This window comes from Brevibacterium senegalense (assembly GCF_000285835.1).
Classification (GTDB): domain Bacteria; phylum Actinomycetota; class Actinomycetes; order Actinomycetales; family Brevibacteriaceae; genus Brevibacterium; species Brevibacterium senegalense.
This window is the reverse complement of record NZ_HE978600.1, coordinates 8,014-32,264: the sequence shown is the minus strand read 5'-3', so window position 1 is coordinate 32,264 and position 24,251 is coordinate 8,014. Positions and strand designations below refer to the sequence as shown.

Genomic DNA, 24,251 nt, shown 5'->3' with positions numbered 1-24,251 from the left:
AGGGCTAACTGAGGTGGAGTTCGCGACGATGAACTGGGTGCACTGGTGGAACACCGGCCGGCTGCATGAAGGGCTCGGCCATCGGACTCCCGCCGAGGTCGAAGCTGAGCACTTTGCAACCGTGGCAAGACAGGTCGGTACTTTAACTGCCGTCTAGGAACGAAACCCAGGACGGTTCACCTCAGAGTTCTACTCCCGCAACCTCGCCGGCGAGGTCTCCAAGGGCATGAACCAGAAAGCACTCAATGGCGGCACCAACGGCAAAGCCCCGATGGGCTACCTCAATGTCACCCGCCGTGACGAACTCGGCCCGGAAGTCCGCACCGTCGAGATCGACCCCGAGAGGGCACCCCTGGTCAAGTGGGCGTTCGAGGCCTACGCCACCGGCAACTACTCCACGATCAGTCTGCGCGAGGAACTCATCGATCGTGGCCTGACCACCGTGCCGACCCCGAAGCGGCCGTCCAAGACGCCGGTGCTGTCCACGATCCACAAGATGCTGACCAACCCCTACTACAAGGGCAGCGTCCGGTTCCGCGGAGCCAGCTACGACGGCCTACACGAACCGCTGGTCGCGCCCGAGGTCTGGTACCGGGTCCAGGCCGTGCTCACCGCCCATCAGACCTCCGGGGAGAAGACCCAGAGCCATGACCATTACCTCAAAGGCACCCTGTACTGCGGGCAGTGTGGCTCGCGCTTGACGCTGACCAACGCCAAGAGCCGCCGCGGGGTCGTCTACCCCTACTTCATGTGCACCGGACGGCACGCCAAGCGCACCAACTGCGAACGCAAATCCATGTTCGTGCCCGACATCGAAGCCGCCGTGGAGGATTACTACCGACGCATACAGATACCCGAGCACGTCCTGCCCGCACTCCGCGAGCTGGTCACCAGCGAGTTCGACCGGCTCCACGAGGTCGCCAGACAGGAAGCCCATGCCTACAAGATCGAACGCGACACGCTCCGCGATGAACGCCAGAAGCTCAGGCAGGCCCACTATGCCGGCGCCGTGCCCCTCGACCTCCTGGGGAGTGAGCAGGACCGCATCGCTCGACGGCTCGCGTTCCTCGACGCGCAGATCAGCGCCGGAGACATCGAGTACGAACAAGCCAAAGCGCACCTGGACGACTGCCTCGCCCTCGCAGGCGACATGCACGCGATCTACATGAGCATCGATGACTCACTGCGCCGGATCGCCAACCAAGCCTTCTTCGACAAGCTCATCGTCTTCGACGACGACACCATCGACGGCGACCCCGGCGTGCCGTTCAACGTCTTCTTCAACCCCGACGTCCAGACCCTCGCCGTCCGCCACCAAGGACGGACGGCGGAATCTGGAACTCAAACCGGTGATGTCGTTGGTTTGAACAACGATCTTCTGGTGGGCCCAGAGGGACTCGAACCCCCGACCCCCTCGGTGTAAACGAGGTGCTCTGACCAACTGAGCTATAGGCCCCTGCCGCGAGCGGCGGCTCAAGTATGTCACAGACGACACACTGGTCGAGCACTCCATCGCGAGCGCCGCGGCCACCCCCGTGCACATCACAGGAACATCACGGACACGGCCCTCAGGTGACAGTTCGGTCAGTGACCCTGACCACAACGACCATTAATTGTTCGGACCTCTCGAGATTCCTACAGTCGTGAGCAAGCGGTCGCTTCCTTTCGCGAGGAGGACGGTCGACACCAGACCGGGTGCCGTGCCCGCGTTTCGAAGAAGATGGAGTCACCCTCATGAAGCAGCACACACTCGCACCTGCCGTGCTCGCCTCGCTCACCGCGGCGGGGCTCGTCCTGACCCCCGTCACGGCGTTCGCGCAGGACGAGGGCGACGCCAGCACGCTCACCGTCGAGCAGACGACGGCACCCACCGACGAACCGACCGCCCACAAGAAGTCCGAGGCCTCGGAGAAGTCCCAGAAGTCCTCCGGAGAGGACGACGGCGGTCAGGACTCTCCACCCCAGCCGACCTCCGACCCCTCCCCGACCGCGACCCAGACGCAACCGGCGGAGCCGACTCCGGTGCCCTCGGAGACCCCGACAGAGGAACCGACACCGGAGGCCACCAAGACTGAAGAGCCCGAGGCCGATCAGCAGGACGTCACCGTCCACGCCGGCGACGCACCGCTGTCCGACGTCGCCTACGTCACCGGCGAGGACGCACCCGCCGGTGCGTCGATCTCCGTCTCCGGCCTGCAGGACGATCAGGAGTACACCCTCGAGGTCGCAGGTGGCCCCGAGGATTCGGATACCTACTCGCTGGACGTCCAGGACGGCGCCGCGCAGCAGAGCTATACGATCGAGGTGCCGGAGGGGACCGACGTCTCCGCCCTCGTGGGATCCCGCACCGTCACGGTGGAGAACTCCGCAGGGGAATCCGTGGCGACCGGGTCCTTCGAGATCACAGACGATACAGAGGACGACGCGCCCGAGTTCGATCCTGAGCTGCATGTCCCCGGGTCCATCGAGGTCGACGACGTCATGGTGCCGGAGGGCGAGGAGCCGGGCGACCGCGGCCTCCAGATCCGCGCGTCCGGCCTCGAGCCGGACACGTCCTACACGTTCCGCGTCGTCCCGCCTGCGGAGAACCCAGACCTCGAGGCGGAGTTCACCGCGCACTCGGACGAGAACGGCGATGCCAGCGGCAGCTACTTCATCGAGTGGTCGGGCGACTACCTGGCGGACGCGCTCGCCGGCACCTACCGCGTGGAGTTGCTCGACGGTGACGACGAGGTGCTGGACCAGGCCGATGTCGAGTTCGTCGTGGGCGATGCCGACGACGATGACGACGACCAGGGCGAGGGCGGCGAAGATGACGGTCAGGACGACGACGGCCAGGACGACGACGGCCAGGACGACGGCGGTCAGGATCAGGACGATCAGGACGATCAGGACGACGACAGCCAGGATGAGGCCGCCGATCCGTCCGTTACCGTCGACCCGAAGGAGCTGAGCGCTGCGGCGTTCATCGACTACGACCGCGGTGTCCAGGTCACGGCACGCGACTGCACACCGGGCCAGACCGTCGATCTCGAGGTCTTCTGGCCGGGCACGGACGACGTCGCCTACGCGGACGGCCTTGAGGCGGACGAGGACGGCACCGCCGGATTCTCCTTCTACGGCACCGGTGATCGAGCCTCCGACTACGTCGGCACCTGGAAGGTCCGCATCTCCTGCGGCGGCGAGACCGTGGGTGACACGTTCACCGTGACGGGTCAGGCCGGAGACGACGGCCGGGGCGGCGACGAGCTGCCGCGCACCGGCACCGAGGCCGGGGTCCTGGGGATCGTCGCCGCCGGGCTCATGACCGTGGGCGCCGCGACGGTCATGATCAGCTCGCGTCCCCGTCGCCGCACGGACGTCTGACACCCGCCCCGGTCGCACCCGCGACTGAGACGACGAAGGGGGTGGCCCGCAGATCACTGCGGACCACCCCCTTCCGTGCGCCCCGGTCCATCGTGGTGCGCACAGCTGCGGTGAGTCAGGGATTCGAACCCTGGGAGGCTTGCACCTCAACGGTTTTCAAGACCGTCACATTCGGCCGCTCTGTCAACTCACCCTGCGTCGGTCCAAGCCGACGCCACGCCATTATTCCACACGCGCGCGCACGCGCCTCCACCCCTCCGGCGTCGCTGCCGGAGAAGCAGAATGCCGGGCTGTCACGTGAGTGACAACCCGGCATTTCCGCTGGTCGGGATAGCGGGATTCGAACCCACGACCTCCTCGTCCCGAACGAGGCGCGCTACCAAGCTGCGCCATATCCCGGCGCTGTCTGCGGCTCCGCGGAACCCTGACAGCGAGAGACAGTCTAACCAGTACCGGGGGTGAAGTCCTAATCGGGGACAGCGTAAGGTGCCTCACAGAACAGACCCGCCACCGTGACCCCGGAGGACCATGGCTCTCACGCCTGACATCGTCACCAGCGCCGCCCTGCGCATCCTCGCGGACTTCGGTCTGGGCGACCTCACGATGCGCAGGTTGGCACGGGAGCTGGAGGTCCAACCGTCCGCGCTCTACTGGCATGTGGCGGACAAGCAGTCCCTGTTCGTCCTGCTGGCGCAGCGGATCGCACAGGAGGCGGACATGTTCAGCGAGGGCTGCGACCCGATCGACGGCATCCTCCGCTATCGACGGGTCCTGCTGCGCTATCGGGAGAGCGCGGACATCGTCCTGCTCGCCTTCGCGCACTCGGGACCCGCTGTCCTGCCGGCCTCCCTCACGAGCCTGCCCGCGCCCGCCTGTGACCTCGTCCCCCGGTACGTCCTGGGGTCGATCGCCGTCCAGCAGTCCCGCTCCCTCTTCGGGACGCTCCCGGATGCGGAAGGAGGCCCCGACGATGCCGCCGAGGCCTCCTTCCGGACCGGGATCGAGCGCCTCCTGGCCCCCGACCTCCCGGAGTCGGAAGTCAGAGGAGAGGACGGAGCTTCGCAGCCGCCTGCTCCAGCACCTCCGCGTCCGTGAAGTCCGCGCGGCGCTTCCCGTCGAAGTCCGCCAACGAGTTCGTGGGCCACACGTGGATGTGGACGTGGGGCACCTCGTAGCCCTGGACCAGCAGTCCGATGCGCTCGCAGTCGAAGGCCTCCATCTGCGCCCCGCCGATCCTCTTCGCGACGGCGAACAGGTGCGCGGAGAGCGCGTCGTCCAGGTCGACCCAGTGACCGACCTCCTGCCGGGGCACCACCAGGACGTGTCCTTCCGTCATGGGCTGCACGTCGAGGAAGGCGACGCAGAGGTCGTCCTCGTGGACGAACACTCCGGGGATCTCGCGGTCGATGATCCGTGTGAACAGGCTTGCCACGTGTACTCCTCCAACTGTCCGGGCGGGAGCGCCCCTGCGGTGCTGTCGCGCCCAGCCTAGCGACGCCGGACGCCCGTGGCACACGTGTCCGCGGATCGCCCGGAGCGTCGCCTCAGGAGAGGAAGCGCCCGAGGTCGCGGGGCCTGCCGATATCCGTGGACTCCTCGTCCACGACGGCCCCCTCCTCCGCCACCAGCAGGGCGATGCGTCGCGGCCCGCCGTGCCGGTCGCCGAAGACGCCGCACTGCCGCGAGACGTCGCCGTGCGGCCAGAAGTCGGACAGGAGCGGGAGAACGTCCCACCGCTCCCCCAGCTGGTCCTGCGCCCAGGCGCGCAGTGTGTACTTGGTGTCGCACGAGACGACCACGGGCTCAGTCCCACCCTCCCGCAGACGCGGCGCCAGCTCTGCGAGGGTCCGGAGTTCGGATCCGCAGACGGGCGTGAAGGCGTGGGGGACGAAGACCAGCAGAGTCCGACCGTCGGGACCGGACGGCCTGATAGAGAGGTCCTCACCCGTATGGGCGGGCAGAAGGAGGTCCGGCAGGACCCGGGGGATCACCCGTAGGACTTCTTGCCGACCAGGCGATAGCCCGACCAGTCCGGGGCCGCACTGACGGTCGACGTCACGTGCATGCCCGCGGTGGGGGCGGCGTCGGAGATGTCCGCCGGTCGGATGTGGCCGTCGCGGTTGGGCTTGGGCGTGAGCAGCCACAGCACCCCACCGTCCGCCAGGGTCGTCTGCGCGTCCACGATCGCATCCGTGAGGTCGGGGTCGTCGCTGCGCCACCACATGATGATCGCATCGAAGACGTCATCGACGTCCTCGTCCGCGAGCTCCTCCTCCAGCGCGGCTTCGAGCGCTTCCCTCAGTTCCTGATCGACGTCGTCGTCGTAGCCGATCTCCTGGATGTACTGTCCCCGCTTGACGTTGAGTGGGGTCGGAACGGAGTCGTGAGTATTCCTCTCTGAGGCAGAAGTGCTCATGCGACCATTCTCCACATCCCCGCCCAGGGGGCAAACGGCGGCACCATCATCCGGCCGGACAGAGAGGCGAACGACACAGTCCAGCAGACCCCAGCGCGCGCCACTCGTCATATGCTTGAAGGAACCCCAGAGCGGGATCGCGGTCACCTGCACTGCTCCCCGAGCAGAGCACTGCCGCTCCCGCTGGTGCTGAGACCCAGCACCTCCCTATCGATGAGGAGGAAAGCCGTGCCGACGAATCCTGGAGGACCGATCCTCAACGGGCTTCCCAGCCAGATCCCGGACATCGATCCGGAGGAGACCCGCGAGTGGCTGGAATCGCTGGACGGACTCATCGCAGAGGCCGGCCCCACGCGCGCCCGTTACATCATGCTGAGCCTGCTCGATCGCGCACGCAAGAGCAATGTGGGCGTCCCCAGCCTCACCGCCACGGACTACATCAACACGATCAGCCCGGAGGAGGAGCCCTGGTTCCCCGGCGATGAGGAGGTCGAGCGCACCTATCGCCGCTGGATCCGCTGGAACGCCGCGATGCTGGTGCACCGCTCGCAGCGACCGGGCATCGAGGTGGGCGGGCACATCTCCACTTACGCCTCCTCGGCGACCCTCTACGAGGTGGGGCTCAACCACTTCTTCCGCGGCAAGGACCATCCCGGCGGCGGCGACCACGTCTTCTACCAGGGCCACTCCTCCCCCGGCATGTACGCCCGCGCCTACCTCGAGGGACGTCTGGGCGCCGACCAGCTGGACGGGTTCCGCCAGCAGGCCAGCCGCATCGTCGACGGCACGAACCTGGGCATGCCCTCGTACCCGCACCCGCGTCAGATGCAGGACTTCTGGGAGCATCCCACCGTGTCCATGGGCATCGGCCCCATGAACGCGATCACGCAGGCGCAGTTCGACAAGTACCTGCACAACCGCGGCATCAAGGACACCTCGCAGCAGCACACGTGGGCCTTCCTGGGCGACGGCGAGCTGGACGAGCCGGAGAGCCGCGGCATGCTGCACGTCGCGGCCCACGAGGAGCTCGACAACCTCACGTTCGTCATCAACTGCAACCTCCAGCGCCTCGACGGACCGGTCCGCGGCAACGGCAAGATCATCCAGGAGCTGGAGTCCTTCTTCCGCGGCGCCGGCTGGAACGTCATCAAGGTCGTCTGGGGGCGCGAGTGGGACGCGCTGCTGGCGAAGGACCGCGACGGCGCACTGGTCAACCTCATGAACCAGACGCCGGACGGCGACTACCAGACGTACAAGGCTGAGGACGGCGGTTTCGTCCGCGACAACTTCTTCGGCCGCGACCCGCGCACCAAGGCGATGGTCGAGAACCTCACGGACGAGCAGATCTGGAACCTCAAGCGCGGTGGCCACGACTACCGCAAGGTGTACGCCGCCTACCGTGCCGCGATGAACCACACCGGTCAGCCCACGGTCATCCTCGTGAAGACGGTCAAGGGCTACTCGCTGGGACCGTCGTTCGAGGCCCGCAACGCGACGCACCAGATGAAGAAGATGACGATCGACGACCTCAAGCTGGCGCGCGATCACTTCTCCATCCCGATCACGGACGCGCAGCTGGAGGAGGACCCCAAGAAGCCTCCGTACTTCCACCCGGGCGAGGACTCGCCGGAGATCCAGTACCTCCAGGAACGCCGCAGCAAGCTGGGCGGATACACCCCGGAGCGCCGGTCGAAGTACACCCAGATCGAGCTGCCCGGCGACAAGGCCTACGACGCCGCCCGCCGCGGATCCACCAAGCAGCCGATCGCCACGACGATGAGCTTCGTGCGCGTCCTCAAGGACCTCATGCGCGACAAGTCGATCGGGCACCGCATCGTGCCGATCATCCCGGATGAGGCCCGCACGTTCGGCATGGACTCGTTCTTCCCCACCGCGAAGATCTACAACCCGCACGGGCAGAACTACATCTCCGTCGACCGCGACCTGTTCCTCGCCTACAAGGAGGCCACGGACGGGCAGCTGCTGCACGTGGGCATCAACGAGGCGGGCGCCACCTCGGCGCTCACCGCCGTGGGCACCTCGTACGCCACGCACGGCGAGCCGATGATCCCGTTCTACATCTTCTACTCGATGTTCGGGTTCCAGCGGACCGGCGACTTCTTCTGGGCCGCCGGCGACCAGATGGCGCGCGGTTTCGTGCTGGGCGCCACGGCCGGCCGCACGACGCTGACGGGTGAGGGCCTGCAGCACGGCGACGGCCACTCGCACCTGCTGGCTTCCACGTACCCGTCCGTCGTCGCCTACGACCCCGCCTACGGCTACGAAGTGGGACACATCGTCCGCGCGGGCCTGGAGCGCATGTACGGACAGGACGCGGACGCACCGGCGGCCGATCCGAACGTCCTGTACTACATCACGCTCTACAACGAGCCGATGCTGCAGCCCAAGGAGCCCAAGAAGCTCGACGTCGACGGTCTGCTCAAGGGCATGTACAAGCTGGAGGACGGCCCGGAGACGGACGGCCCCACCGTGCAGCTCCTGGCATCCGGCGTCGCCGTCCCGTGGGCGTACGAGGCGCAGCAGCTGCTGGCCGACGACTGGGGCGTGAGCGCGGACATCTGGTCCGTCACGTCGTGGAGCGAGCTGCGCCGCGACGGCCTGGCCGCGGACGAGGAGCGCCTGCTCAACCCGGATGCGTTGCCCCGTGTCCCGTACGTGACGAAGGCGCTCAAGGACACCAAGGGCCCGGTCGTCGCCGCGAGCGACTACATGCGCGCGGTCCAGGACCAGATCCGCCAGTACGTGCCGAACCACTACACCTCGGTGGGTGCGGACGGCTACGCCATCTCGGACACCCGTCCGGCCGCCCGCCGTCACTTCCTCATCGACGGCCCGTCCATCGCGGTCCAGGCGCTCATCAGCCTCGCGGACACAGGTGAGCTCGACATCTCCGTGGCCGCGGAGGCCGCGAAGAAGTACAAGCTGGACGACCCGACCGCCGGCACCTCCGGCTCGCTGGAGGGCGGAGCGGCCTGACGAGGACCGCACCCGTGGACGGGGCCGGCGCGCTGCTGCAGCGCGCCGGCCCCGCGGCGATTCACGGGCGAACCGGAATTCGTCTTCGATTGTGCAGTGTCTACAACGCAATAGGGGCCGGCAGACGATAGTGTGACCCTCATGCTGGCATCCACCTCATCCCGTCGCGGCACCTCGGGCCGCGCCGACACCGCCCGCAGGCTGCAGACCCGCGAGGAGCAGCTGGGCAAGGTCGTGACCCAGCGGCTGGAAGCGCAGCTCGCCTGGTTCCGCGGTATGGACCCTGCGGACAAGCAGTGGGTGTCCGCCGTCGCGAAGTCCGGGATCTCGTCCTTCATCTCCTGGTACCAGGACCCCTCCACCCCCCTGCGCGGCGTCCTCGACGTGTTCCGCTCCGCACCCCGCGAGCTGGTCCGATCGGTCTCCCTCCAGCAGACCCTGCAGCTGCTGCGAGTCGTCGTCGAGGTCGTCGAGGAGCGCGTGCCGGATCTGGCGCAGCCCCAGGCGCAGGCCGAACTCAAGGAGGCGGTCCTCGTTTACTCGCGCGAGGTCGCGTTCGCGGCTGCCGATATCTATGCGCGCGCGGCGGAGGCCCGCGGCAGCTGGGACGCGCGCCTCGAGGCGATGGTGATCGACGCGCTGGTGCGCGGCGACTCCGTCGACGAGCTCGCCAGCCGCTCCGCCGCCTTCGGCTGGCAGTCGCAGGGCAGCGTGGCCGTCCTCATCGGACGCGCCCCGCGGCGCTCCGCCCACAAGAGCATCTCGGAGATCCGCCGGGCGGCCCGCAAGTGGGCGGAGGACGTGCTGGTGGGCGTGCACGACGACCGCCTGCTCATCGTGTTGGGCGGTGCCGACGACCTCGAGGCCGCCGCCCTCGCACTCTCCCATTACTACGGCCCCTCCGACGTCGTCGTGGGCCCGCAGGTCTCGACGCTCGCCGAGGCCGGCACCTCAGCGGCGTCGGCCCTCTGGGCCCTGCGCACGGCCTCGGCGTGGCAGTCGACGCCCCGCCCGGTCCACGCGGACCAGCTGCTGCCGGAACGTGCGATCGCCGGCGACGACAGTGCCGTCACCGCCCTCATCGACGGTGTCCACGCACCGCTGGCGGCCGGCAGCGGCAGCCTGCTGGAGACGGTCACCGCCTACCTCGATCACGGCGGCTCGCTCGAGGCGACCGGTCGGTCGCTGCACGTCCACCCCAACACGGTCCGGTACCGCCTCAAGAAGATCACGGGCCTCATCGGGCACGATCCGACGGAGTCCCGATCCGCCTTCGTCATCCGGATCGCGTTGGTGCTCGGTCGACTGTCCTCAGTGGGACAGTTATCGCTCTCCCACAATCCGACACCAGGAATCTGACAGCTGTCGTAGTCTGCGACATTGAATCGAACGATGGGATATCACTGCTCGTGCTAGTCACCGCCTGCCCCGGACAGGGCGCCCAGAAGGCCGGATTCCTCAGCTCCTGGCTGGAGCTCCCCGGCTTCGCCAGCACTCTCGACACCCTCGCAGAGGCCGCGGGGATCGACCTCCGCACCCACGGCACCACCTCGGACGATGCGACGATCACGGACACCGCGGTCGCGCAGCCGCTGCTGGTCGCCTCCGCGATCGCCGCTCACGCGGAGATCTTCGGAGACGCGCTGTCGACGGACATCGTCGCCGGCCACAGCGTGGGCGAGATCGGCGCCGCCGCGATCGCGGGCGTCCTCACCCACCAGGACGCCATGCGACTGGTGAGCGCACGCGGCACGGCCATGGCGGCCGCAGCCGCCGCAGCACCGTCCGGCATGGCGGCCGTCGTGGGCGGCGAGCCCAACGACGTCCTCCGGGCCATCGCAGACGCCGGCCTGGAACCCGCCAACGTCAACGGCGGCGGTCAGACCGTCGCGGCGGGGGCGCAGGACCGCATCGAGGCGTTCGCGGCGAACCCACCCGAGCGTGCCCGCGTCATCCCCCTCAAGGTCGCCGGAGCCTTCCACACCTCGTTCATGGCCCCGGCCTCGGAGGCGGTCGCAGAGGTCGCGGCGTCCCTGCAGCCGGCGGACCCCGCGATCACGATCCTCACGAACGCGGACGGCACGCCGGTGGGATCCGGCGCGGACTACCTGCAGCTGCTCGTCTCGCAGGTGACGAACCCCGTCCGCTGGGACCTGTGCCAGCAGACCCTCGTCCAGGCGGGCGTGACCGGCATCCTCGAACTGGTGCCCGGAGGCACGCTCACCGGCCTGGCGAAGCGCGCCATGAAGGGCGTCGAGGTCTTCCCCGTCAAGTCCGCCGATGACATCGACGGTGCCCGCGAATTCGTCCGCGCCCATTCGGGCGCCTGAGCTCACACCCTCTGGGAAGGACTCCCCGTGACCACACTGACAACGACCCCCGCCTCCACCTACTCGCGGATCGCCGGGATCGGCGGCTACCGGTCGGAGCACGCCGTGCCCAACGAGGCCCTCGTGGGCCCCATCGACTCGTCCGACGAGTGGATCCGGCAGCGGACCGGCATCATCACCCGCCACCGCGCGGGCGCGGATGTGGGTGTGCTGGAGATGTCGGAGGAAGCAGCCTCCGAGGCCATCGCGAACGCGGGCATCAAGCCGTCCGATGTGGGCGGCATCATCATCGCGACCGTCACATTCGGCGTCCCCACCCCGTCCGCCGCGTCCGCGCTCACGCAGCGCCTGGGCACGGGGCCGGTCCCCGCGTGGGACATCTCCGCCGCCTGTGCCGGCTACTGCTACGCGATCGCGCAGGCCGACGGCCTCGTCCGCTCCGGCGTCATGGACAACGTGCTGGTCATCGGTGCGGAGAAGCTGTCCGACTTCGTGGATCCCACCGACCGCTCGATCTCGTTCCTGCTGGGCGACGGCGCGGGCGCGGTCATCGTGTCGTCCTCCGACACGCCCGGCATCGGCCAGAGCGTCTGGGGCTCGAAGGGCGAGAACTGGGAGACGATCCGCGTCACCAACTCGTTCCTGGACATGAAGAACGATCCCGAGGCCCCCTTCCCCACCCTCCGCCAGGACGGTCCCAGCGTGTTCCGCTGGGCCGTGTGGGAGATGGCCGAGGTCGCCCAGCAGGCGCTCGACGCGGCGGGGGTCACCGCGGCGGACCTGAACGCCTTCATCCCGCACCAGGCGAACATGCGGATCATCGACGAGCTGTCCAAGCAGCTGAAGCTGCCGGAGTCGGTCCTCGTCGGACGGGACATCGCGGACAACGGCAACACGTCCTCGGCGTCCATCCCCCTGGCCACGGAGCGACTGCTGCGGGAGCACCCGGAGCTGCACGGCACGCTCGCCCTCCAGATCGGCTTCGGCGCCGGTCTGGTCTACGGCGCGCAGGTCGTCGTTCTGCCCTGACCGTTCGGAGACCATGACGTAAGATCTCCTGGGATCGTCGTCGAATCACGTTTCCTGCAAGCCGCCGCGGTGCTCGCAGCTCCCGGCGGGAAGAAGAGAGAAGGATAGAAAATGGCATACAGCGAAGCTGACGTCCTCGCCGGCCTGGCGGAGATCGTCAACGAGGAGACCGGCCTGGAGACCGACGCGGTCGAGGCGAACAAGTCGTTCACGGACGACCTCGACATCGACTCCATCTCCATGATGACCATCGTCGTGAACGCCGAGAAGAAGTTCGGCGTGAAGATCCCGGACGACGACGTCAAGGACCTCGTCACGGTCCAGGACGCGGTGGACTACATCGTCAAGGCCCAGCAGGCCTGATCTGCTTCCTCTCCGCGGGGTCGGCGACCCCGGCCCCGCGGAGGCCCCACTCAACGATTCGACGAGGTTCCACACCATGACATCCACTGTCGTCGTCACCGGTATCGGTGCCGTCACCCCCCTGGGCAGCACCGCCCAGGAGACATGGCAGGCCGCCCTGGCAGGCACCAGCGGTGCGCACACACTCGACAACGACTGGGCCCAGAAGTACGAACTGCCCGTCGATTTCGCCGCCACCGTCGATCCCACCGTCGTCGACGACCGTCTGAAGAAGGTCGAGGCGAAGCGCCTCGACCCGGCCAGCCGTCTGGCCCTCATCTCCGCTCGCGAGGCCTGGGAGGACGCGGGCACGCCCGAGGTCGAGCCCGAGCGCCTCGCCGTCTCCTGGGCCACCGGAATCGGCGGCGTGTGGACGCTCCTCGACGCGTGGAACACGCTGCAGGAGGAGGGCACCCGGCGGGTCATGCCGCTGACGGTCCCCATGCTCATGCCCAACGCCCCGGCCGCCGCGATCGGCATGGACTTCAAGGCGCGCGCCGTCGTCCAGACGGTCGTGTCCGCCTGCGCCTCCTCGACGGAGAGCGTGGGCCACGCCCTCGAGATGATCCGCTCGGGCAAGGCCGACGTCGTCATCGCCGGCGGCGCCGAGTCCGCGGTGCACCCCATCACCCTCTCCGCGTTCTCGTCGATGCGCGCCCTGTCGCGCCGCACTGACTCGCCCGAGACCGCGTCCCGTCCCTTCGACGTCGACCGCGACGGCTTCGTCATGGGCGAGGGCGGTGCCGCCCTCATCCTCGAGAGCGAGGAGCACGCCCGCGCCCGCGGAGCGCAGATCTACGCCCGCCTCGCAGGGTTCGGCACGTCGAACGACGCGTACCACATCACCGCGGGAGAGCCGGAGGGCGCCGGGTCCATCCGCGCGATGCACGATGCCCTCGAATCCGCGGGCATCCAGCCGGCGGACGTCAGGCACATCAACGGCCACGCGACGTCGACCCCGGTGGGCGACATCCCGGAGTCCATCGCAGTCAACCGTCTGCTGGGCGATGCGGTGGACGACGCGCTGTTCTCCGCCACGAAGTCGATGACGGGCCACCTCCTGGGCGGTGCCGGTGCACTCGAGGCGCTCTTCACGGTGAAGGCCCTCCAGGAGCGCCAGGCTCCTCCGACGATCAACATCCAGACGGTCGATCCGGAGGTCAACCTCAACATCGTCCGCGACACGCCCGGGCAGCTGCCGGACGGCGACATCGCGGCGATCACCAACTCGTTCGGATTCGGCGGCCACAACGCGGTCGTCGCCTTCACGAGCGTCTGACACACGTCGCGGTGCCCGCGGGTGCCGAGAGACACGACAGAGGGGCCGGTGCAGCGCACCGGCCCCTCTGTCGTGTCTCCACCGAGCCGGCGCAGCAGCCCGACGCGGGAACGACGAAGGCCAGGCGGATGCAACCGCCTGGCCTTCCTGTCTGCTCCCCCGGCTGGGCTCGAACCAGCGACCCTTCGATTAACAGTCGAATGCTCTGCCAACTGAGCTACGGAGGAATGGTGTCCGCACGGGCGAACACGAGTTGAAACTCTATCAGCCCCTCTGCGCGCACGCAAAGCGCCACCGGTCATCCTGCCCCACTCGTGCGGGACGTCACACCCCCTCCCGCGCCCGTCCATCAGCGTCGGCTCAGGGGGAATCAGTATCGTAGAGCCGATGACTCTCCTCGCCATCGGCCTGGCTCTGCTGTCGGCCGTCTCACTCGCCTACGGGGCGCTCCTCCAGCATCGGGGCGTGTCCGGGGTCGCGACGGAGCCCGGACCCCTGCGGCTGAGGACGATCCTGCGCCTGCTGGGCTCCCCGTACTGGGTGACGGGACTGCTGACCCTGGGGGCGGGCGTGGTGGCGAACGTGATCGCACTGTCGCTGGCGCCGGTCATGGTCGTCCAGCCGGTGGGTGCCTTCTCCCTCGTCATCTCGATCCTGCTGGGCGTCCTGCACCGCGGGCTCAGCATCGACCGCTCGATCGTCGCCGCGGTCGCCGTCTGCGTCGTGGGCGTGACCGGCTTCGTGACGGTCTCCGCCCTCGTGGCGACCTCCTCGCCCACCAGCGGCCGCGAGGCGCACGTGCTCGCCCTCCTGGCACTGGCCTGCACCGCCGTCGCCCTCGTGGGGATCCTCACGATCCGCCACCCGCGACAGCTGCTGCTCATCAGCGGCGCGGGCGTCCTCTTCGCGTTCTGCGCGACCAACATGCACGTCGTGAGCTCCCACATCGTCGCGACCGGCTTCGTCGAGGGGCTCGCCTCCCTGCCGTGGCTCAACGCGATCGCGCTGGCGGCATCCGGCCTGGTGGGCTCCTGGCTGGTGCAGTCCTCGTACTCCGCAGGCCCCCCGGAGATGGTCATCGCCGGCCTCACCGTCATCGACCCGATCATCGCGGTCGTGCTGGGCGCGACGCTCCTGGGCGAGGCCGCGGACGCCGCCGTCCTGCCGCTGCTGGGCATGGCCGCCTTCGGCGTCCTCGCCTGTGCAGCCGTGGTCGTCCTCTCCAAGCACCACCCCGACGCGGTCGAGGCCGAGGCCCGCCGCTCCCACCGCAAGCACGGCCCCGCCCGGGGCGCCGGAACCGATGACGAGGTGCCCGATCCTGCCCGCCGCTGACCCCTCGCCCCAGCCCTCCGAGTCCCGCTCTCAAGGCTCCCCGCCGTCCCGCCGCCACGACCGCCCGCTGCGGATCGTCCTCGCGGCGGAGACGTATCCGCCGGAGATCAACGGTGCCGGCGCCTTCGCCAACCGTCTCGCCACCGGCCTGGCCGCCCATGGGCACGAGGTCCACGTCATCGCGCCCTCCGCCTCCGGCATCCCCAGCCACGACTGGGAGGACGGCGTCCGCATCCACCGGATCCTCTCCCACCACTGGCCGCTGCATCCCACGTGGATGATCTGCATGCCGTGGGAGACGGGACCGGCGGTCGCGCAGCTGCTGGACGACATCCGCCCCGATGTCGTCCATACGCAGGCCCACTTCGTCATCGGCCGCTACGCGATCACGCACGCCCGGCGGCGGGGCATCCCGGTCGTCGCGACGAACCACTTCATGCCGGACAACGTGCGCCCGTACGTGCGCGCGCCCCGGCGCCTGCTCGACACCGCCGCACGGCTCGCCTGGTGGGATCTGCGCAGCCGCTTCCAGCGCGCGGACCACATCACCGTCCCCACCCAGCTGGCCAGCGACCTGCTGACGGAGAACGGCTTCGACCACCCCGTCGAGGCGATCAGCTGCGGGATCGATCTGGCCCGGTTCGACGATGTCGACCCCGTCGCCGAGGCCGCCGCCGGTTCCGCTCCCACCGTCCTCTTCGTGGGTCGACTGTCGCAGGAGAAGCGCCCCCAGGACATCGTCGAGGCCCTCGCCCTCATGGACCCCGCCCTGGGCCTCGAGGCCCGGATCGTGGGCGCAGGGGATCAGGAGGACGTGCTGCCGCGACTGGCGCAGGAGCACGGCGTGGGTGATCGCGTGCACGTGCTGGGCAAGATCAGCGATGCGCAGCTCGATGAGGAGTATCGACAGGCGACGGTCTTCTGCATGCCGTCGACCGCAGAACTCCAGTCGATCGCGACGCTCGAGGCGCTGGCGTCCGGACTGCCGGTCGTGCTCGCCGATGCGGTCGCGCTCCCCCACCTGGTGCGCGACGGGGTGAACGGCCGTCTCTTCCGCCCCCGGGATCCACAGGATCTGGCGCGGGCACTCACGGAGGTGGTCGCGGCCTCGGCGCAGGAGCGGCGGGCGATGGGCGAGGTGTCGCAGGAGATCGCCGCCCACCACGACATCCGGCGCACGATCGGCCGGTACGAAGAGGTCTACCGGTCCGTCATCGACGCCCGGGCGCAGACTCCGCGGGGCTGAGGGGCGGCGGGTCGAAGACCGTCGGCTCGCGGCTCAGTCCCGCCGGGTCGAACTCCGCCAGTGCGTCGTCGATGCCGCGCCACGGGCCGAAGCCCAGTGACGTGCCGACCCAGCCCCACACGTCGAATCCCCGCTCCGTCAGCTGGGCCACGGTGACGGCGCCGTCCCGCTTGGCCAGGCGCGCACCTGCGGGGTTGAGGACCAGGGGGACGTGCGCGTACGCGGGCACGGGGAGGCCCAGCAGGTCGCACAGCAGCGCCTGTCGGGGCGCGGACGACGCGAGGTCGTCCCCGCGGACCACCTGGTCGACGCCCATGTCCCCGTCGTCGACGACGACGGCGAGGTTGTAGGCCCACACACCGTCGCCGCGCCGCAGCACGACATCGTCGATGTGGGCGGTGAGCGTGCCCAGCAGCGCGTCCTCGACCGGTCGTTCGGACCGGTCCGTGGCCAGACGCAGCGCGGGCGCCCGGCCCGCGTCCGCCAGTCGTCGGCGCGCCGACTCCCGCTCCGACTCCGTGAGGTTCCGGCACGTGCCGGGGTAGGCGCCCGGGGGCGCGTGGGGCGCGCTGGGCGCGGACTGGATGTCCTTGCGGGAGCAGTAGCACTCGTAGACGAGACCGCGCGCCTCGAGACCGCGGCAGGCCGCCTCGTAGTGCGCGAGGCGGTCGGACTGGAGCACGATCGGACCGTCGACGCTCACGCCCAGCGCCTCGAACTCCGCGAGCTGGCGCTGGGCGGCACCGGGGCTCACCCGGTCGAGGTCTTCGATCCGCCAGCGGAAGTGCCGGCCGGTCGTGCGCGCCCACAGGTACGCGAGGATCCCGGTCCGCACATTGCCGATGTGGAGATCCCCACTGGGCGAGGGGGCGAAGCGTCCGGCCGGTGCGAGCATGCGACCCACCCTAGTGGTCGCGGCTCCGTGAGTTCGCTCTCCGCCGCGGTCCGTGCGGTTGCCCCCGCGACCGCCCGGGCATATAAGGGAGGGGTGAGAGAATCCGCCGCGTCACCCTCAGCAGCGGAACCGGACGGCTTCACGGCCGAGCAGAGCCGCATCCTGGCCGTCACCCTGATCGTCGCATTCCTGTCGCTGCTGAGCGTGTCCATCGTCAACGTCGTCCTCCCCTCGATCGAGTCATCGCTGGACGCCGGGTCGACCGCACTCCAGTGGGTGCTGACCGGCTACGCGCTGGCCTTCGGCGTCGTGCTCGTCGCGGCGGGCCGGGCCGGGGACATCTACGGACGCGGTCGGATCTTCGTCGCGGGGCTCGTGCTCTTCGGAGCGGGCTCCCTCGTCGCGGGCCTCGCCGGCGATGCCCTCACCCTCAACCTCGCCCGAGTCGTCATGGGACTGGGGTCCGGCTTCATCAATCCGCAGGTGACCGGTCTCATCCAGCAGTACTTCGCGGGCGCGAAGCGCGGCCGGGCCTTCGGACTCTTCGGCGGGATCATCGGTGTCTCCGTCGCGATCGGACCGGTCCTGGGCGGGGTCCTCGTCGCGGTGTTCGGGGAGGATTGGGGCTGGCGGTCCTCGTTCCTCGTGAATGTGCCGTTCGTCGTCCTCGCCGTCGTCGGAGCATTCCTGTGGCTGCCCCGCTCCGCCTGGCGTGCGGTGGAGGGGCAGGACCCCGCGGGCTCGGTCGCGCAGAGCGACCAGAGCGCCGGGGCCGTGACGGAGCACCCGCGCGCGTCGCGCCTGCGGACCGGACTGCACCGCGTCATCGACCTGGACCCGGTGGGCGTCATCCTCCTGGGTGCGGGCACACTGCTCGTCATGCTCCCGTTCGTCGAGCGTGCCGTGGGCACGGGCATCTGGGCCTGCCTGCCGGCCGGGATCGTGCTCATCGCCGGCTGGGCGTGGTGGGAGAAGCGCACGAAGGCGGCCGGACGCGCACCCATGGTCGACCTCGATCTGTTCCGCACGCGCTCCTACACGAACGGGACGGTGCTCGTCTCCGTCTACTTCCTGGGCATGACGAGCGTCTGGGTGGTCCTCGCCCTCTGGATGCAGAACGGTCTGGGGCACACGGCCCTGGCCGCGGGCCTCATCGGTCTGCCGTCCGCACTGGCCAACGCGGTGTTCGCGCCGATCGCCGGTCGTCACATCACGCGCATCGGGCGGCCGCTGGTGCTGTGGGGCTTCGTGTTCGCGATGACCGGTCTGAGCCTCTCGATCCTGGTCGTCGTCCTCCACTACAGCGCGAGCATCAGCGAATGGTGGCTGCTGGGCTCGCTGGCGCTCCAGGGAGTGGGACAGGCGCTCGTCATCAGCCCCAATCAGACGCTCACCCTGGCGGAGGTGCCGCTGCGCTACGCCGGATCGGCCGGCGGTGTCATGCAGACGGGTCAGCGCGTCGCGACATCGATCGGCATTGCGATGATCACGGGCATCGTGTTCACGGTGCTGCCGGCGCACGGCTGGATGTTCGCCTTCATCGCGGGCTTCGGCGTGGTCCTCCTCATCGTCGCGTGTGCGGGGGCCGTGGGAGTGCTGGATCTGGTGCAGGGCCGACGCGCCCGCCGCGACGGTCTGTGACCCCGAGCACGCGTCCGTCCCCTGCCCCATGAGACACTGGACGGCGACCGAGGACATGTGAAGGGAACGATTCTGTGGGAACGACCGAAGCCTCAGCGCGCCTGGATTCGGACCTCGATCTGGAGAGGCTCGTCCGCTCGGGTCTCATCACCACCAGCTTCGCTCCCGTCGTCGATCTCGAGACGGATGCGGTCGTGGCGCATCGGGTGTTCCACACGAGCGCAGAGGTCGACTCCTTCGAGATGGAGGACTTCGTCGCGGTGCGTCGCGCGGTCCGCGAGTCGCCCCTGGCCGGTGACTTCGACTCCTCCCTGCGGGCGATCGCGCTGCGCGAGGCGCAGCGGCTCGAGCTGCCCGCGAACAACCGCCTCCTCCTCACGACGGAGCCGCAGTCGCTCGTGACCGTCGAGGACCGCACGGGCGAGCCGGACCGCTCCGCGATCCTCCACCTCCATCCGGAGCGGATCGCGATGGCACCGGCGATGACGCTGCGGTCCGTGCGGCAGGCACGATCGCTGGGCTGGGGCATCGGGATGTCCTCGATCGGCATGGACCTCACGACGACGGCCTTCCTGCCGCTCGTGAACCCGTCGGTCGTCATGCTGCACCGCCAGGTGCTCCAGATCGAGGACCCCGTCCACATCGCAGAGCTCGTCCGCCTCCTGCACGCGCACGTCGAGCGCACGGACGCGATCATCATCGCCGACGGCATCGAGACGGACGCGGACGTGCACCGGGCCCGCGCGATGGGCGCCCGGTTCGGCACCGGCACCCGCTTCGGAGCGCCGTCCCGCACCCCCACCCCCGTCGATGCGACGCGCGAGGACCCGATCGCAGCCCACTTCACCCGCAACCTGCCGGCACAGGGCACCCCGTTCACGATCGCCCAGGCGCTGCGCCGCGATCCGATGGTCATGGACGCGGACATGCTGGACGCCCAGCTGCGCTCGCTGGAGGACCGCACCCTCACGGCGGGCCGTTCCGCCGTCGTCATCGGCGTCTTCGCAGGCCTCGACGAGCTCCCGCAGACCACGATCGACCGCTACTCGCGCATCGCGGACAGCGCCGGCTACACGGTCATGCTGTCGAACGGATTCGACTCACCACCCGTTCCGGCGGCGTGGGGCGGCACCGTCGACACCTCGGACCCCCTGGGCGAGGAGTACGCGAGCATCATGGTGGGCCCGGACTGGTCCGGCATGACGGTCGCCAAGCGCCGTCCCGCCCCCGGCCCGGACGGGCGCACGGAGTTCGACGTGCACGTGACGACGGAGCGCTACGCGTGCGTCGACGCGGCCCGGTCCGTCATGAGCAGGATCCGCGCCCTGCGCTGAGAGCCGACCGCGGCCTCGGCGACAGTCGCCGGCGAGGTCAGCGGCACCGGATCAGTGCTGGCAGCCGGCGCACCAGTAGAGCTTGCGCCCCTGCATCTCCGCGAGGCTGATGGGCGTGCCGCACACGCGGCAGGGCTCGCCCGCGCGGCCGTACACGTGGTGCCGGTCCGCCACGGAATCGAGCATGGCCTGCTTCGCGCGACCGCGCAGCCCGGTGCGGGTGACGATGACGCCGGTCTCGATGCCGATCGGCAGCAAGTGGCACCAGTCGTCCCAGAGCGCGCGCAGCTGGTCCTCCCGCAGTCGGGAGGTGGGCGTGTACGGGTCGATGCCGGCGCGGAAGAGCATCTCCGCGCGGTAGATGTTTCCGATCCCCGCGACCATCGACTGGTCCATGAGGAGACCGCCGATGGGGGTGCGCCGGTGGGCCGCCTTGTCGCGGAACCGCGTCCAGCCGCGGCGCTTGCCGTCGACCACCGGGTCGGGGCCCAGCCGGTCGAGGTGGGCGGCGGTCTCCGCCGGAGTGATGGCCTCGCAGACGGTGGGACCGCGCAGGTCGGCGCACACGCGGTCGGTGAGCAGGCGCACGCGGACGGCACCCACCGGGTCCGGCGGCCACGTCTCCCCCGCTGCCGAGGCCGTGGTCGCCCGCTCCTCCTCGCCCGCCTTCACACGGGAGACACGGGGCGCGCCCATCGACCCGCCGGACGCCGCGGCGTACGTGCCGGTCTGTCCTTCCCGATCCGCGTGCAGTGCGGCCTCCCGCTGGAGGGTCGCGAAGTCCCATGCGCCGTAGATGCCCAGGTGCACGCGCAGGTGCAGGTCACCGGTGAACCGGGCGAACATCTGCTTGCCCACCGCGAAGCAGTCCTCCAGCTCCCGCCCGTCCAGCAGGGCGGCCCCCTGGGCGAAGCGTCCCTGCGGGGACGTGACAGCCACGGTGCTGCCCACCATCTGGGAGCGGAAGCGCGCGGCGATGCGGTGGACGGAATGGCCTTCGGGCACCGGGACGACCCTTTCGCAGGTGACGGGAGCAGCCTCCATCCTAGGACGGCCCCGTCGCAGATCGGACCGGTGGAGGGCGCGGGACCCGTGTGGCAGACTCGCAGATAGTGATCGCTCGATCAGGAGCATGATCCGCTCGATGAGGAGGAGCCTGCATGGACCCGTTCTACCGGACGCTCGACGAAGACCGCTTCGAGTCGACGCCCGCCACCGCCGGACCGTGGAGTCCGGACGCGCAGCACGCCGGGCCGCCGTCCGCGCTGCTGGCACGCGCGATGGAGCTCCACGAGCCGCGGGAGAACACGCGTCTGGCAGACGTGCGGACGGACATCCTGGGTCCGATCCCGGTCGCACCTCTGACGGTCTCCGTGCGCACACTGCGCGGCGGCCGGTCGATGGAGCTGCTGGAGGCGCAGGCGCTCACGGACGACGGGCGCCCGGCGATCACCGCGCGCGCCTGGAGGATCGTGCGGGCGCCGGAGGACTTCCCTCCCCTGGCAGAGACGATCGACGACGGAGTGGAGGGCCCGCCAGAGGACACGACCCGCATCGAGTCGCTCATCCCGGGATCGTCCGCCGCCGGCTACTCCCAGTCGGTCGAGTGGCGGTTCGTCGAGGGAGGCGTGGGAACGGGAGGTGCGTCCCGCGTCTGGGGCCGGCAGCTGGTCGCACTGGTCGAGGGTGAGGAGCCCACGCCCTGGCAGCGCGTCCTCGTGCTGGCGGATTCCGGGGGCGGCGTGACGTTCTCCCTCGATCCCGCCCGCCACCGGTTCATCAACTGCGACCTGCATGTGGCCCTGAATCGCGATCTGGAGGGCGAGTGGCTGCAGATGGACGCCGCGTCACGCGCGTCCGCTGGCCACGGCGGGATCGTCCACGATGTGCTCTCCGATCAGCGCGGGCGGATCGGCGTCGCGCTGCAGGCGATGGTCGCACAGGACATCTGAAGCACTGGCAGATGATCCGGCCCCTGTGAATGGGGACAGGCGGCGGCACCACTGATGTGGTGCCGCCGCCTGCATGAGGAGGGGCGTCCCCGCGGGGACGGATTCGGTCGGGTCAGCCAACCTTCGTGAGCCAGCGGACGGGCGCGCCGTCCCCGGCGTAGCGGAAGGACTCCAGCTCGTCGTCCCAGGCCTGGCCCAGCACGCGTTCCATCTCCGTCGCCATCTCGATCGGGTCGCCGGCGGAGCGGGCGAGGACGGTGCGGATGACGTCCTCGGGCACGACGATGTTGCCGTGCGCGTCCGTCACGGCGTGGTAGATGCCCAGTGCCGGCGTGTGGCTCCAGCGGCCGCCGTCGACGCCCTCACTGGGCTCTTCGGTGACCTCGTAGCGCACACCGTCCCATCCGCGCAGTGCGGATGCGATGCGGGCACCGGAACCCGCCGGAGCCTTCCAGCAGATCTCCGCGCGGTACTGTCCCGGTGCGGCAGGCTGCTCCGACCAGTCGAACTTCGCCTGCGCGCCGATGGCCCCGCCCGCGGCCCACTCGATGTGTGGGCACAGCGCACGAGGTGCTGAGTGGACGAAGAGCACGCCCTGAGTCATATCCATCTGTTGCCTCCTCATTCCCGGATACGTCTTCCCCTACGATCCGTGCCGAGGCGGCATGCGGTCATTGTACTATAGGCAGTGGCGATGCGGGGGTCTCCCGACACGGGATCCTCGCTGGTGACGCGGTCCGCCGCTCATCGTCCTCGCCCCTGTAGCTCAGCTGGTCAGAGCAGGGGACTCATAATCCCTTGGTCGCGGGTTCAAGTCCCGCCGGGGGCACCACTTCACAACCCCCGCAATCCCGCTTGAACACTGGGATCGCGGGGGTTTCTGCATGCGCAAGAGCAACATAACTTGACAGACATGACGGTCTATGCATTCAGCATATTCCAGCCGGGTTCTCAAAGTGAGTGGCAACTTCATGGCAACTTCGCGGTCGCGATCAGTAGTCGCTAGCCAGGCCAGACTCGTACAGCTTTTTTAGGAACGCCGCTTCGGCGCGCAGCTGCTGGTTCTCCCGCTCCAGCTCCGCCAACCGGGCTCGTTCGGAGCCGGACAGCGGCGCCTGGGCTTCATCTTCGCCGTGGGCGGCCTTGTACTTCTTGACCCAGTTCCGCAGGGTTTCAGCGCCGATGCCGTAGGCATCAGCGACCGAGCGGATCGTCTTCTGCTGGGAGATCACTTCCTCGCACAGCTGGTCCTTGAACTCCTGGCTGTAGCGACGACGAGAGGTAGACATTCGGACAAAATCTCACTTTCTACGCAACCCCAATTCTATTGGGGCCACTGTCCGAAATCTCTAGAGCACCTCAGTGTTCGCCGACGTCCTCCCGCAGGACAAGGACACCAAGGTCATCGAGCTGCAGCGCCGCGGGCAGACTGTGGCGATGGTCGGTGACGGTGTCAACGACGCCCCCGCTCTGGCTCGCGCCGAAGTCGGCATCGCCATCGGTGCCGGAACAGACGTCGCGATGGAATCAGCCGGCGTTGTATTGGCTGGTAACGACCCACGCGCCGTGCTGTCGATGATCGACCTGTCCCGGGCCAGCTACCGCATAATGGTCCAGAACCTGGTCTGGGCCACCGACTACAACGTCCTTGCTGTCCCCCTGGCCGCCGGCATCCTCGCGCCCGTCGGGTTCGTCTTGTCCCCGGCAGTCGGTGCCATCCTGATGTCGCTGTCGACGATCGTCGTCGCGCTCAACGCCCAGCTCCTGCGCCGCATCAACCTTGATCCCGCAATTTTGGCCGCAACTCCGGCCGAGCATCCTGTCACCACCCAGGCGGCGACAGCGACTCACCACTGACCGCCCTGTTGACGAAAGGGCACCAGAAGCAGCAACGTGATCCGATGACACGGCGGCCCGCCACCGGAGAGAATCGAGTGGGTTCCGGAAGGCGTCGAAACCGCTTCGAGATCAGACCAGGGAACTCGGCAGAGCGGTTGACCGAGCAATGAGGCGGACAAGCGTGTCATCG

General features: G+C 69.1%; 20 protein-coding genes, 5 tRNA genes and 3 pseudogenes. 16 read left to right on the top strand and 12 right to left on the bottom strand.

Annotated features, from left to right (window positions below):
- Window positions 1–226: 226 nt before the first annotated feature.
- Window positions 227–781, top strand: a pseudogene (locus tag HGBR_RS20600) (recombinase family protein); the annotation flags it as partial.
- A 399-nt stretch (window positions 782–1,180) separates the two neighbouring features.
- On the opposite strand, the gene HGBR_RS20970 reads toward HGBR_RS20600, so the two are convergent.
- Both HGBR_RS20970 and HGBR_RS00170 read right to left on the bottom strand, forming a co-directional pair.
- The gene (locus tag HGBR_RS20970; RefSeq protein ID WP_261795095.1) at window positions 1,181–1,315 is read right to left on the bottom strand and encodes a hypothetical protein; all 135 of its coding nucleotides are present in this window, start codon (window positions 1,313–1,315) and stop codon (window positions 1,181–1,183) included.
- Window positions 1,316–1,379: 64 nt separating this feature from the next.
- Window positions 1,380–1,456: transfer RNA gene (locus HGBR_RS00170), tRNA-Val, on the bottom strand.
- Window positions 1,457–1,734: 278 nt separating this feature from the next.
- Here HGBR_RS00170 and HGBR_RS00165 point away from each other — a divergent pair.
- Window positions 1,735–3,366, top strand: a complete 1,632-nt coding sequence (locus tag HGBR_RS00165; protein WP_020693879.1) for a hypothetical protein — start codon at window positions 1,735–1,737, stop codon at window positions 3,364–3,366.
- A gap of 108 nt (window positions 3,367–3,474) precedes the next feature.
- Here HGBR_RS00165 and HGBR_RS19710 read toward each other — a convergent pair.
- Both HGBR_RS19710 and HGBR_RS00160 read right to left on the bottom strand, forming a co-directional pair.
- Window positions 3,475–3,559, bottom strand: a tRNA-Ser gene (locus HGBR_RS19710).
- Between the two features lie 129 nt (window positions 3,560–3,688).
- A tRNA-Pro gene (locus HGBR_RS00160) sits at window positions 3,689–3,765 on the bottom strand.
- A gap of 129 nt (window positions 3,766–3,894) precedes the next feature.
- Between HGBR_RS00160 and HGBR_RS15715 the strand changes: the two genes are divergently transcribed.
- Window positions 3,895–4,461, top strand: a complete 567-nt coding sequence (locus tag HGBR_RS15715; RefSeq protein ID WP_019157310.1) for a TetR family transcriptional regulator — start codon at window positions 3,895–3,897, stop codon at window positions 4,459–4,461.
- Here HGBR_RS15715 and HGBR_RS00150 read toward each other — a convergent pair.
- The 3 genes from HGBR_RS00150 to HGBR_RS00140 form a co-directional block, all read right to left on the bottom strand.
- Window positions 4,406–4,798, bottom strand: coding sequence for an HIT family protein (locus tag HGBR_RS00150; protein WP_019157309.1), 393 nt, complete (start codon window positions 4,796–4,798; stop codon window positions 4,406–4,408). The genes HGBR_RS15715 and HGBR_RS00150 overlap by 56 nt on opposite strands.
- A gap of 112 nt (window positions 4,799–4,910) precedes the next feature.
- Entirely contained in the window at window positions 4,911–5,357 is a 447-nt protein-coding gene (locus tag HGBR_RS15710; protein WP_019157308.1) for a redoxin domain-containing protein, read from the bottom strand.
- Window positions 5,354–5,782: a DUF3052 domain-containing protein gene (locus HGBR_RS00140; RefSeq protein WP_019157307.1), complete on the bottom strand. Its 429-nt coding sequence runs from the start codon at window positions 5,780–5,782 to the stop codon at window positions 5,354–5,356. Before HGBR_RS00140 ends, HGBR_RS15710 begins: the two co-directional genes overlap by 4 nt.
- A 228-nt stretch (window positions 5,783–6,010) precedes the next feature.
- Between HGBR_RS00140 and aceE the strand changes: the two genes are divergently transcribed.
- The 6 genes from aceE (at window position 6,011) to HGBR_RS00110 (ending at window position 13,819) form a co-directional block, all read left to right on the top strand.
- On the top strand, window positions 6,011–8,779 hold the full coding sequence (gene aceE / locus HGBR_RS00135; RefSeq protein ID WP_019157306.1) for a pyruvate dehydrogenase (acetyl-transferring), homodimeric type: 2,769 nt from the start codon (window positions 6,011–6,013) through the stop codon (window positions 8,777–8,779).
- Window positions 8,780–8,920: 141 nt separating this feature from the next.
- Complete coding sequence (locus HGBR_RS15705; protein ID WP_051013271.1) at window positions 8,921–10,138, top strand: PucR family transcriptional regulator; 1,218 nt, start codon at window positions 8,921–8,923, stop codon at window positions 10,136–10,138.
- A gap of 50 nt (window positions 10,139–10,188) precedes the next feature.
- Window positions 10,189–11,109, top strand: coding sequence for an ACP S-malonyltransferase (locus HGBR_RS00125; RefSeq protein WP_019157304.1), 921 nt, complete (start codon window positions 10,189–10,191; stop codon window positions 11,107–11,109).
- Window positions 11,110–11,136: 27 nt separating this feature from the next.
- Window positions 11,137–12,138: a beta-ketoacyl-ACP synthase III gene (locus HGBR_RS00120; protein ID WP_019157303.1), complete on the top strand. Its 1,002-nt coding sequence runs from the start codon at window positions 11,137–11,139 to the stop codon at window positions 12,136–12,138.
- Between the two features lie 111 nt (window positions 12,139–12,249).
- Window positions 12,250–12,501 carry an acyl carrier protein gene (locus HGBR_RS00115; protein ID WP_019157302.1) on the top strand — a complete coding sequence of 84 codons (252 nt, stop codon included), beginning with the start codon at window positions 12,250–12,252 and terminating at the stop codon, window positions 12,499–12,501.
- A 76-nt stretch (window positions 12,502–12,577) separates the two neighbouring features.
- The gene (locus HGBR_RS00110; RefSeq protein WP_019157301.1) at window positions 12,578–13,819 is read left to right on the top strand and encodes a beta-ketoacyl-[acyl-carrier-protein] synthase family protein; all 1,242 of its coding nucleotides are present in this window, start codon (window positions 12,578–12,580) and stop codon (window positions 13,817–13,819) included.
- Window positions 13,820–13,973: 154 nt separating this feature from the next.
- On the opposite strand, the gene HGBR_RS00105 is transcribed toward HGBR_RS00110, so the two are convergent.
- Window positions 13,974–14,046, bottom strand: a tRNA-Asn gene (locus HGBR_RS00105).
- 160 nt (window positions 14,047–14,206) lie between these two features.
- On the opposite strand from HGBR_RS00105, the gene HGBR_RS15700 reads away from it, so the two are divergent.
- Both HGBR_RS15700 and HGBR_RS00095 read left to right on the top strand, forming a co-directional pair.
- Window positions 14,207–15,154, top strand: coding sequence for a DMT family transporter (locus tag HGBR_RS15700; protein WP_019157300.1), 948 nt, complete (start codon window positions 14,207–14,209; stop codon window positions 15,152–15,154).
- Window positions 15,123–16,400: a glycosyltransferase gene (locus HGBR_RS00095; RefSeq protein WP_019157299.1), complete on the top strand. Its 1,278-nt coding sequence runs from the start codon at window positions 15,123–15,125 to the stop codon at window positions 16,398–16,400. Before HGBR_RS15700 ends, HGBR_RS00095 begins: the two co-directional genes overlap by 32 nt.
- On the opposite strand, the gene gluQRS is transcribed toward HGBR_RS00095, so the two are convergent.
- On the bottom strand, window positions 16,366–17,295 hold the full coding sequence (gluQRS, locus tag HGBR_RS00090) for a tRNA glutamyl-Q(34) synthetase GluQRS (RefSeq protein ID WP_019157298.1): 930 nt from the start codon (window positions 17,293–17,295) through the stop codon (window positions 16,366–16,368). The two genes, HGBR_RS00095 and gluQRS, sit on opposite strands and share 35 nt — an antisense overlap.
- Window positions 17,296–17,388: 93 nt before the next feature.
- Here gluQRS and HGBR_RS00085 point away from each other — a divergent pair, with 93 nt between their 5' ends.
- Both HGBR_RS00085 and HGBR_RS00080 read left to right on the top strand, forming a co-directional pair.
- Window positions 17,389–18,936, top strand: a complete 1,548-nt coding sequence (locus HGBR_RS00085; RefSeq protein ID WP_019157297.1) for an MFS transporter — start codon at window positions 17,389–17,391, stop codon at window positions 18,934–18,936.
- 74 nt (window positions 18,937–19,010) lie between these two features.
- Window positions 19,011–20,270 carry an EAL domain-containing protein gene (locus HGBR_RS00080; protein ID WP_019157296.1) on the top strand — a complete coding sequence of 420 codons (1,260 nt, stop codon included), beginning with the start codon at window positions 19,011–19,013 and terminating at the stop codon, window positions 20,268–20,270.
- A 51-nt stretch (window positions 20,271–20,321) separates the two neighbouring features.
- On the opposite strand, the gene HGBR_RS00075 is transcribed toward HGBR_RS00080, so the two are convergent.
- Window positions 20,322–21,275 (bottom strand): Fpg/Nei family DNA glycosylase, encoded by a 954-nt coding sequence (locus HGBR_RS00075; RefSeq protein ID WP_019157295.1) that lies wholly within the window; start codon window positions 21,273–21,275, stop codon window positions 20,322–20,324.
- 155 nt (window positions 21,276–21,430) lie between these two features.
- Between HGBR_RS00075 and HGBR_RS00070 the strand changes: the two genes are divergently transcribed.
- A complete protein-coding gene (locus tag HGBR_RS00070; protein WP_019157294.1) occupies window positions 21,431–22,222 on the top strand; it encodes a thioesterase family protein in 792 nt (263 codons plus the stop codon).
- A gap of 112 nt (window positions 22,223–22,334) precedes the next feature.
- Here the strand turns inward: HGBR_RS00070 and HGBR_RS00065 are convergent, their stop codons facing one another.
- Complete coding sequence (locus HGBR_RS00065; protein WP_019157293.1) at window positions 22,335–22,826, bottom strand: DUF3145 domain-containing protein; 492 nt, start codon at window positions 22,824–22,826, stop codon at window positions 22,335–22,337.
- Between the two features lie 151 nt (window positions 22,827–22,977).
- On the opposite strand from HGBR_RS00065, the gene HGBR_RS00060 reads away from it, so the two are divergent.
- Window positions 22,978–23,054 (top strand) — tRNA-Ile (locus tag HGBR_RS00060).
- Between the two features lie 193 nt (window positions 23,055–23,247).
- On the opposite strand, the pseudogene HGBR_RS00055 reads toward HGBR_RS00060, so the two are convergent.
- Window positions 23,248–23,511 (bottom strand): annotated as a pseudogene (locus HGBR_RS00055) (transposase); the annotation flags it as partial.
- 73 nt (window positions 23,512–23,584) lie between these two features.
- Between HGBR_RS00055 and HGBR_RS00050 the strand changes: the two are divergent.
- Window positions 23,585–24,079, top strand: a pseudogene (locus HGBR_RS00050) (HAD-IC family P-type ATPase); the annotation flags it as partial.
- Between the last annotated feature and the right edge of the window lie 172 nt (window positions 24,080–24,251).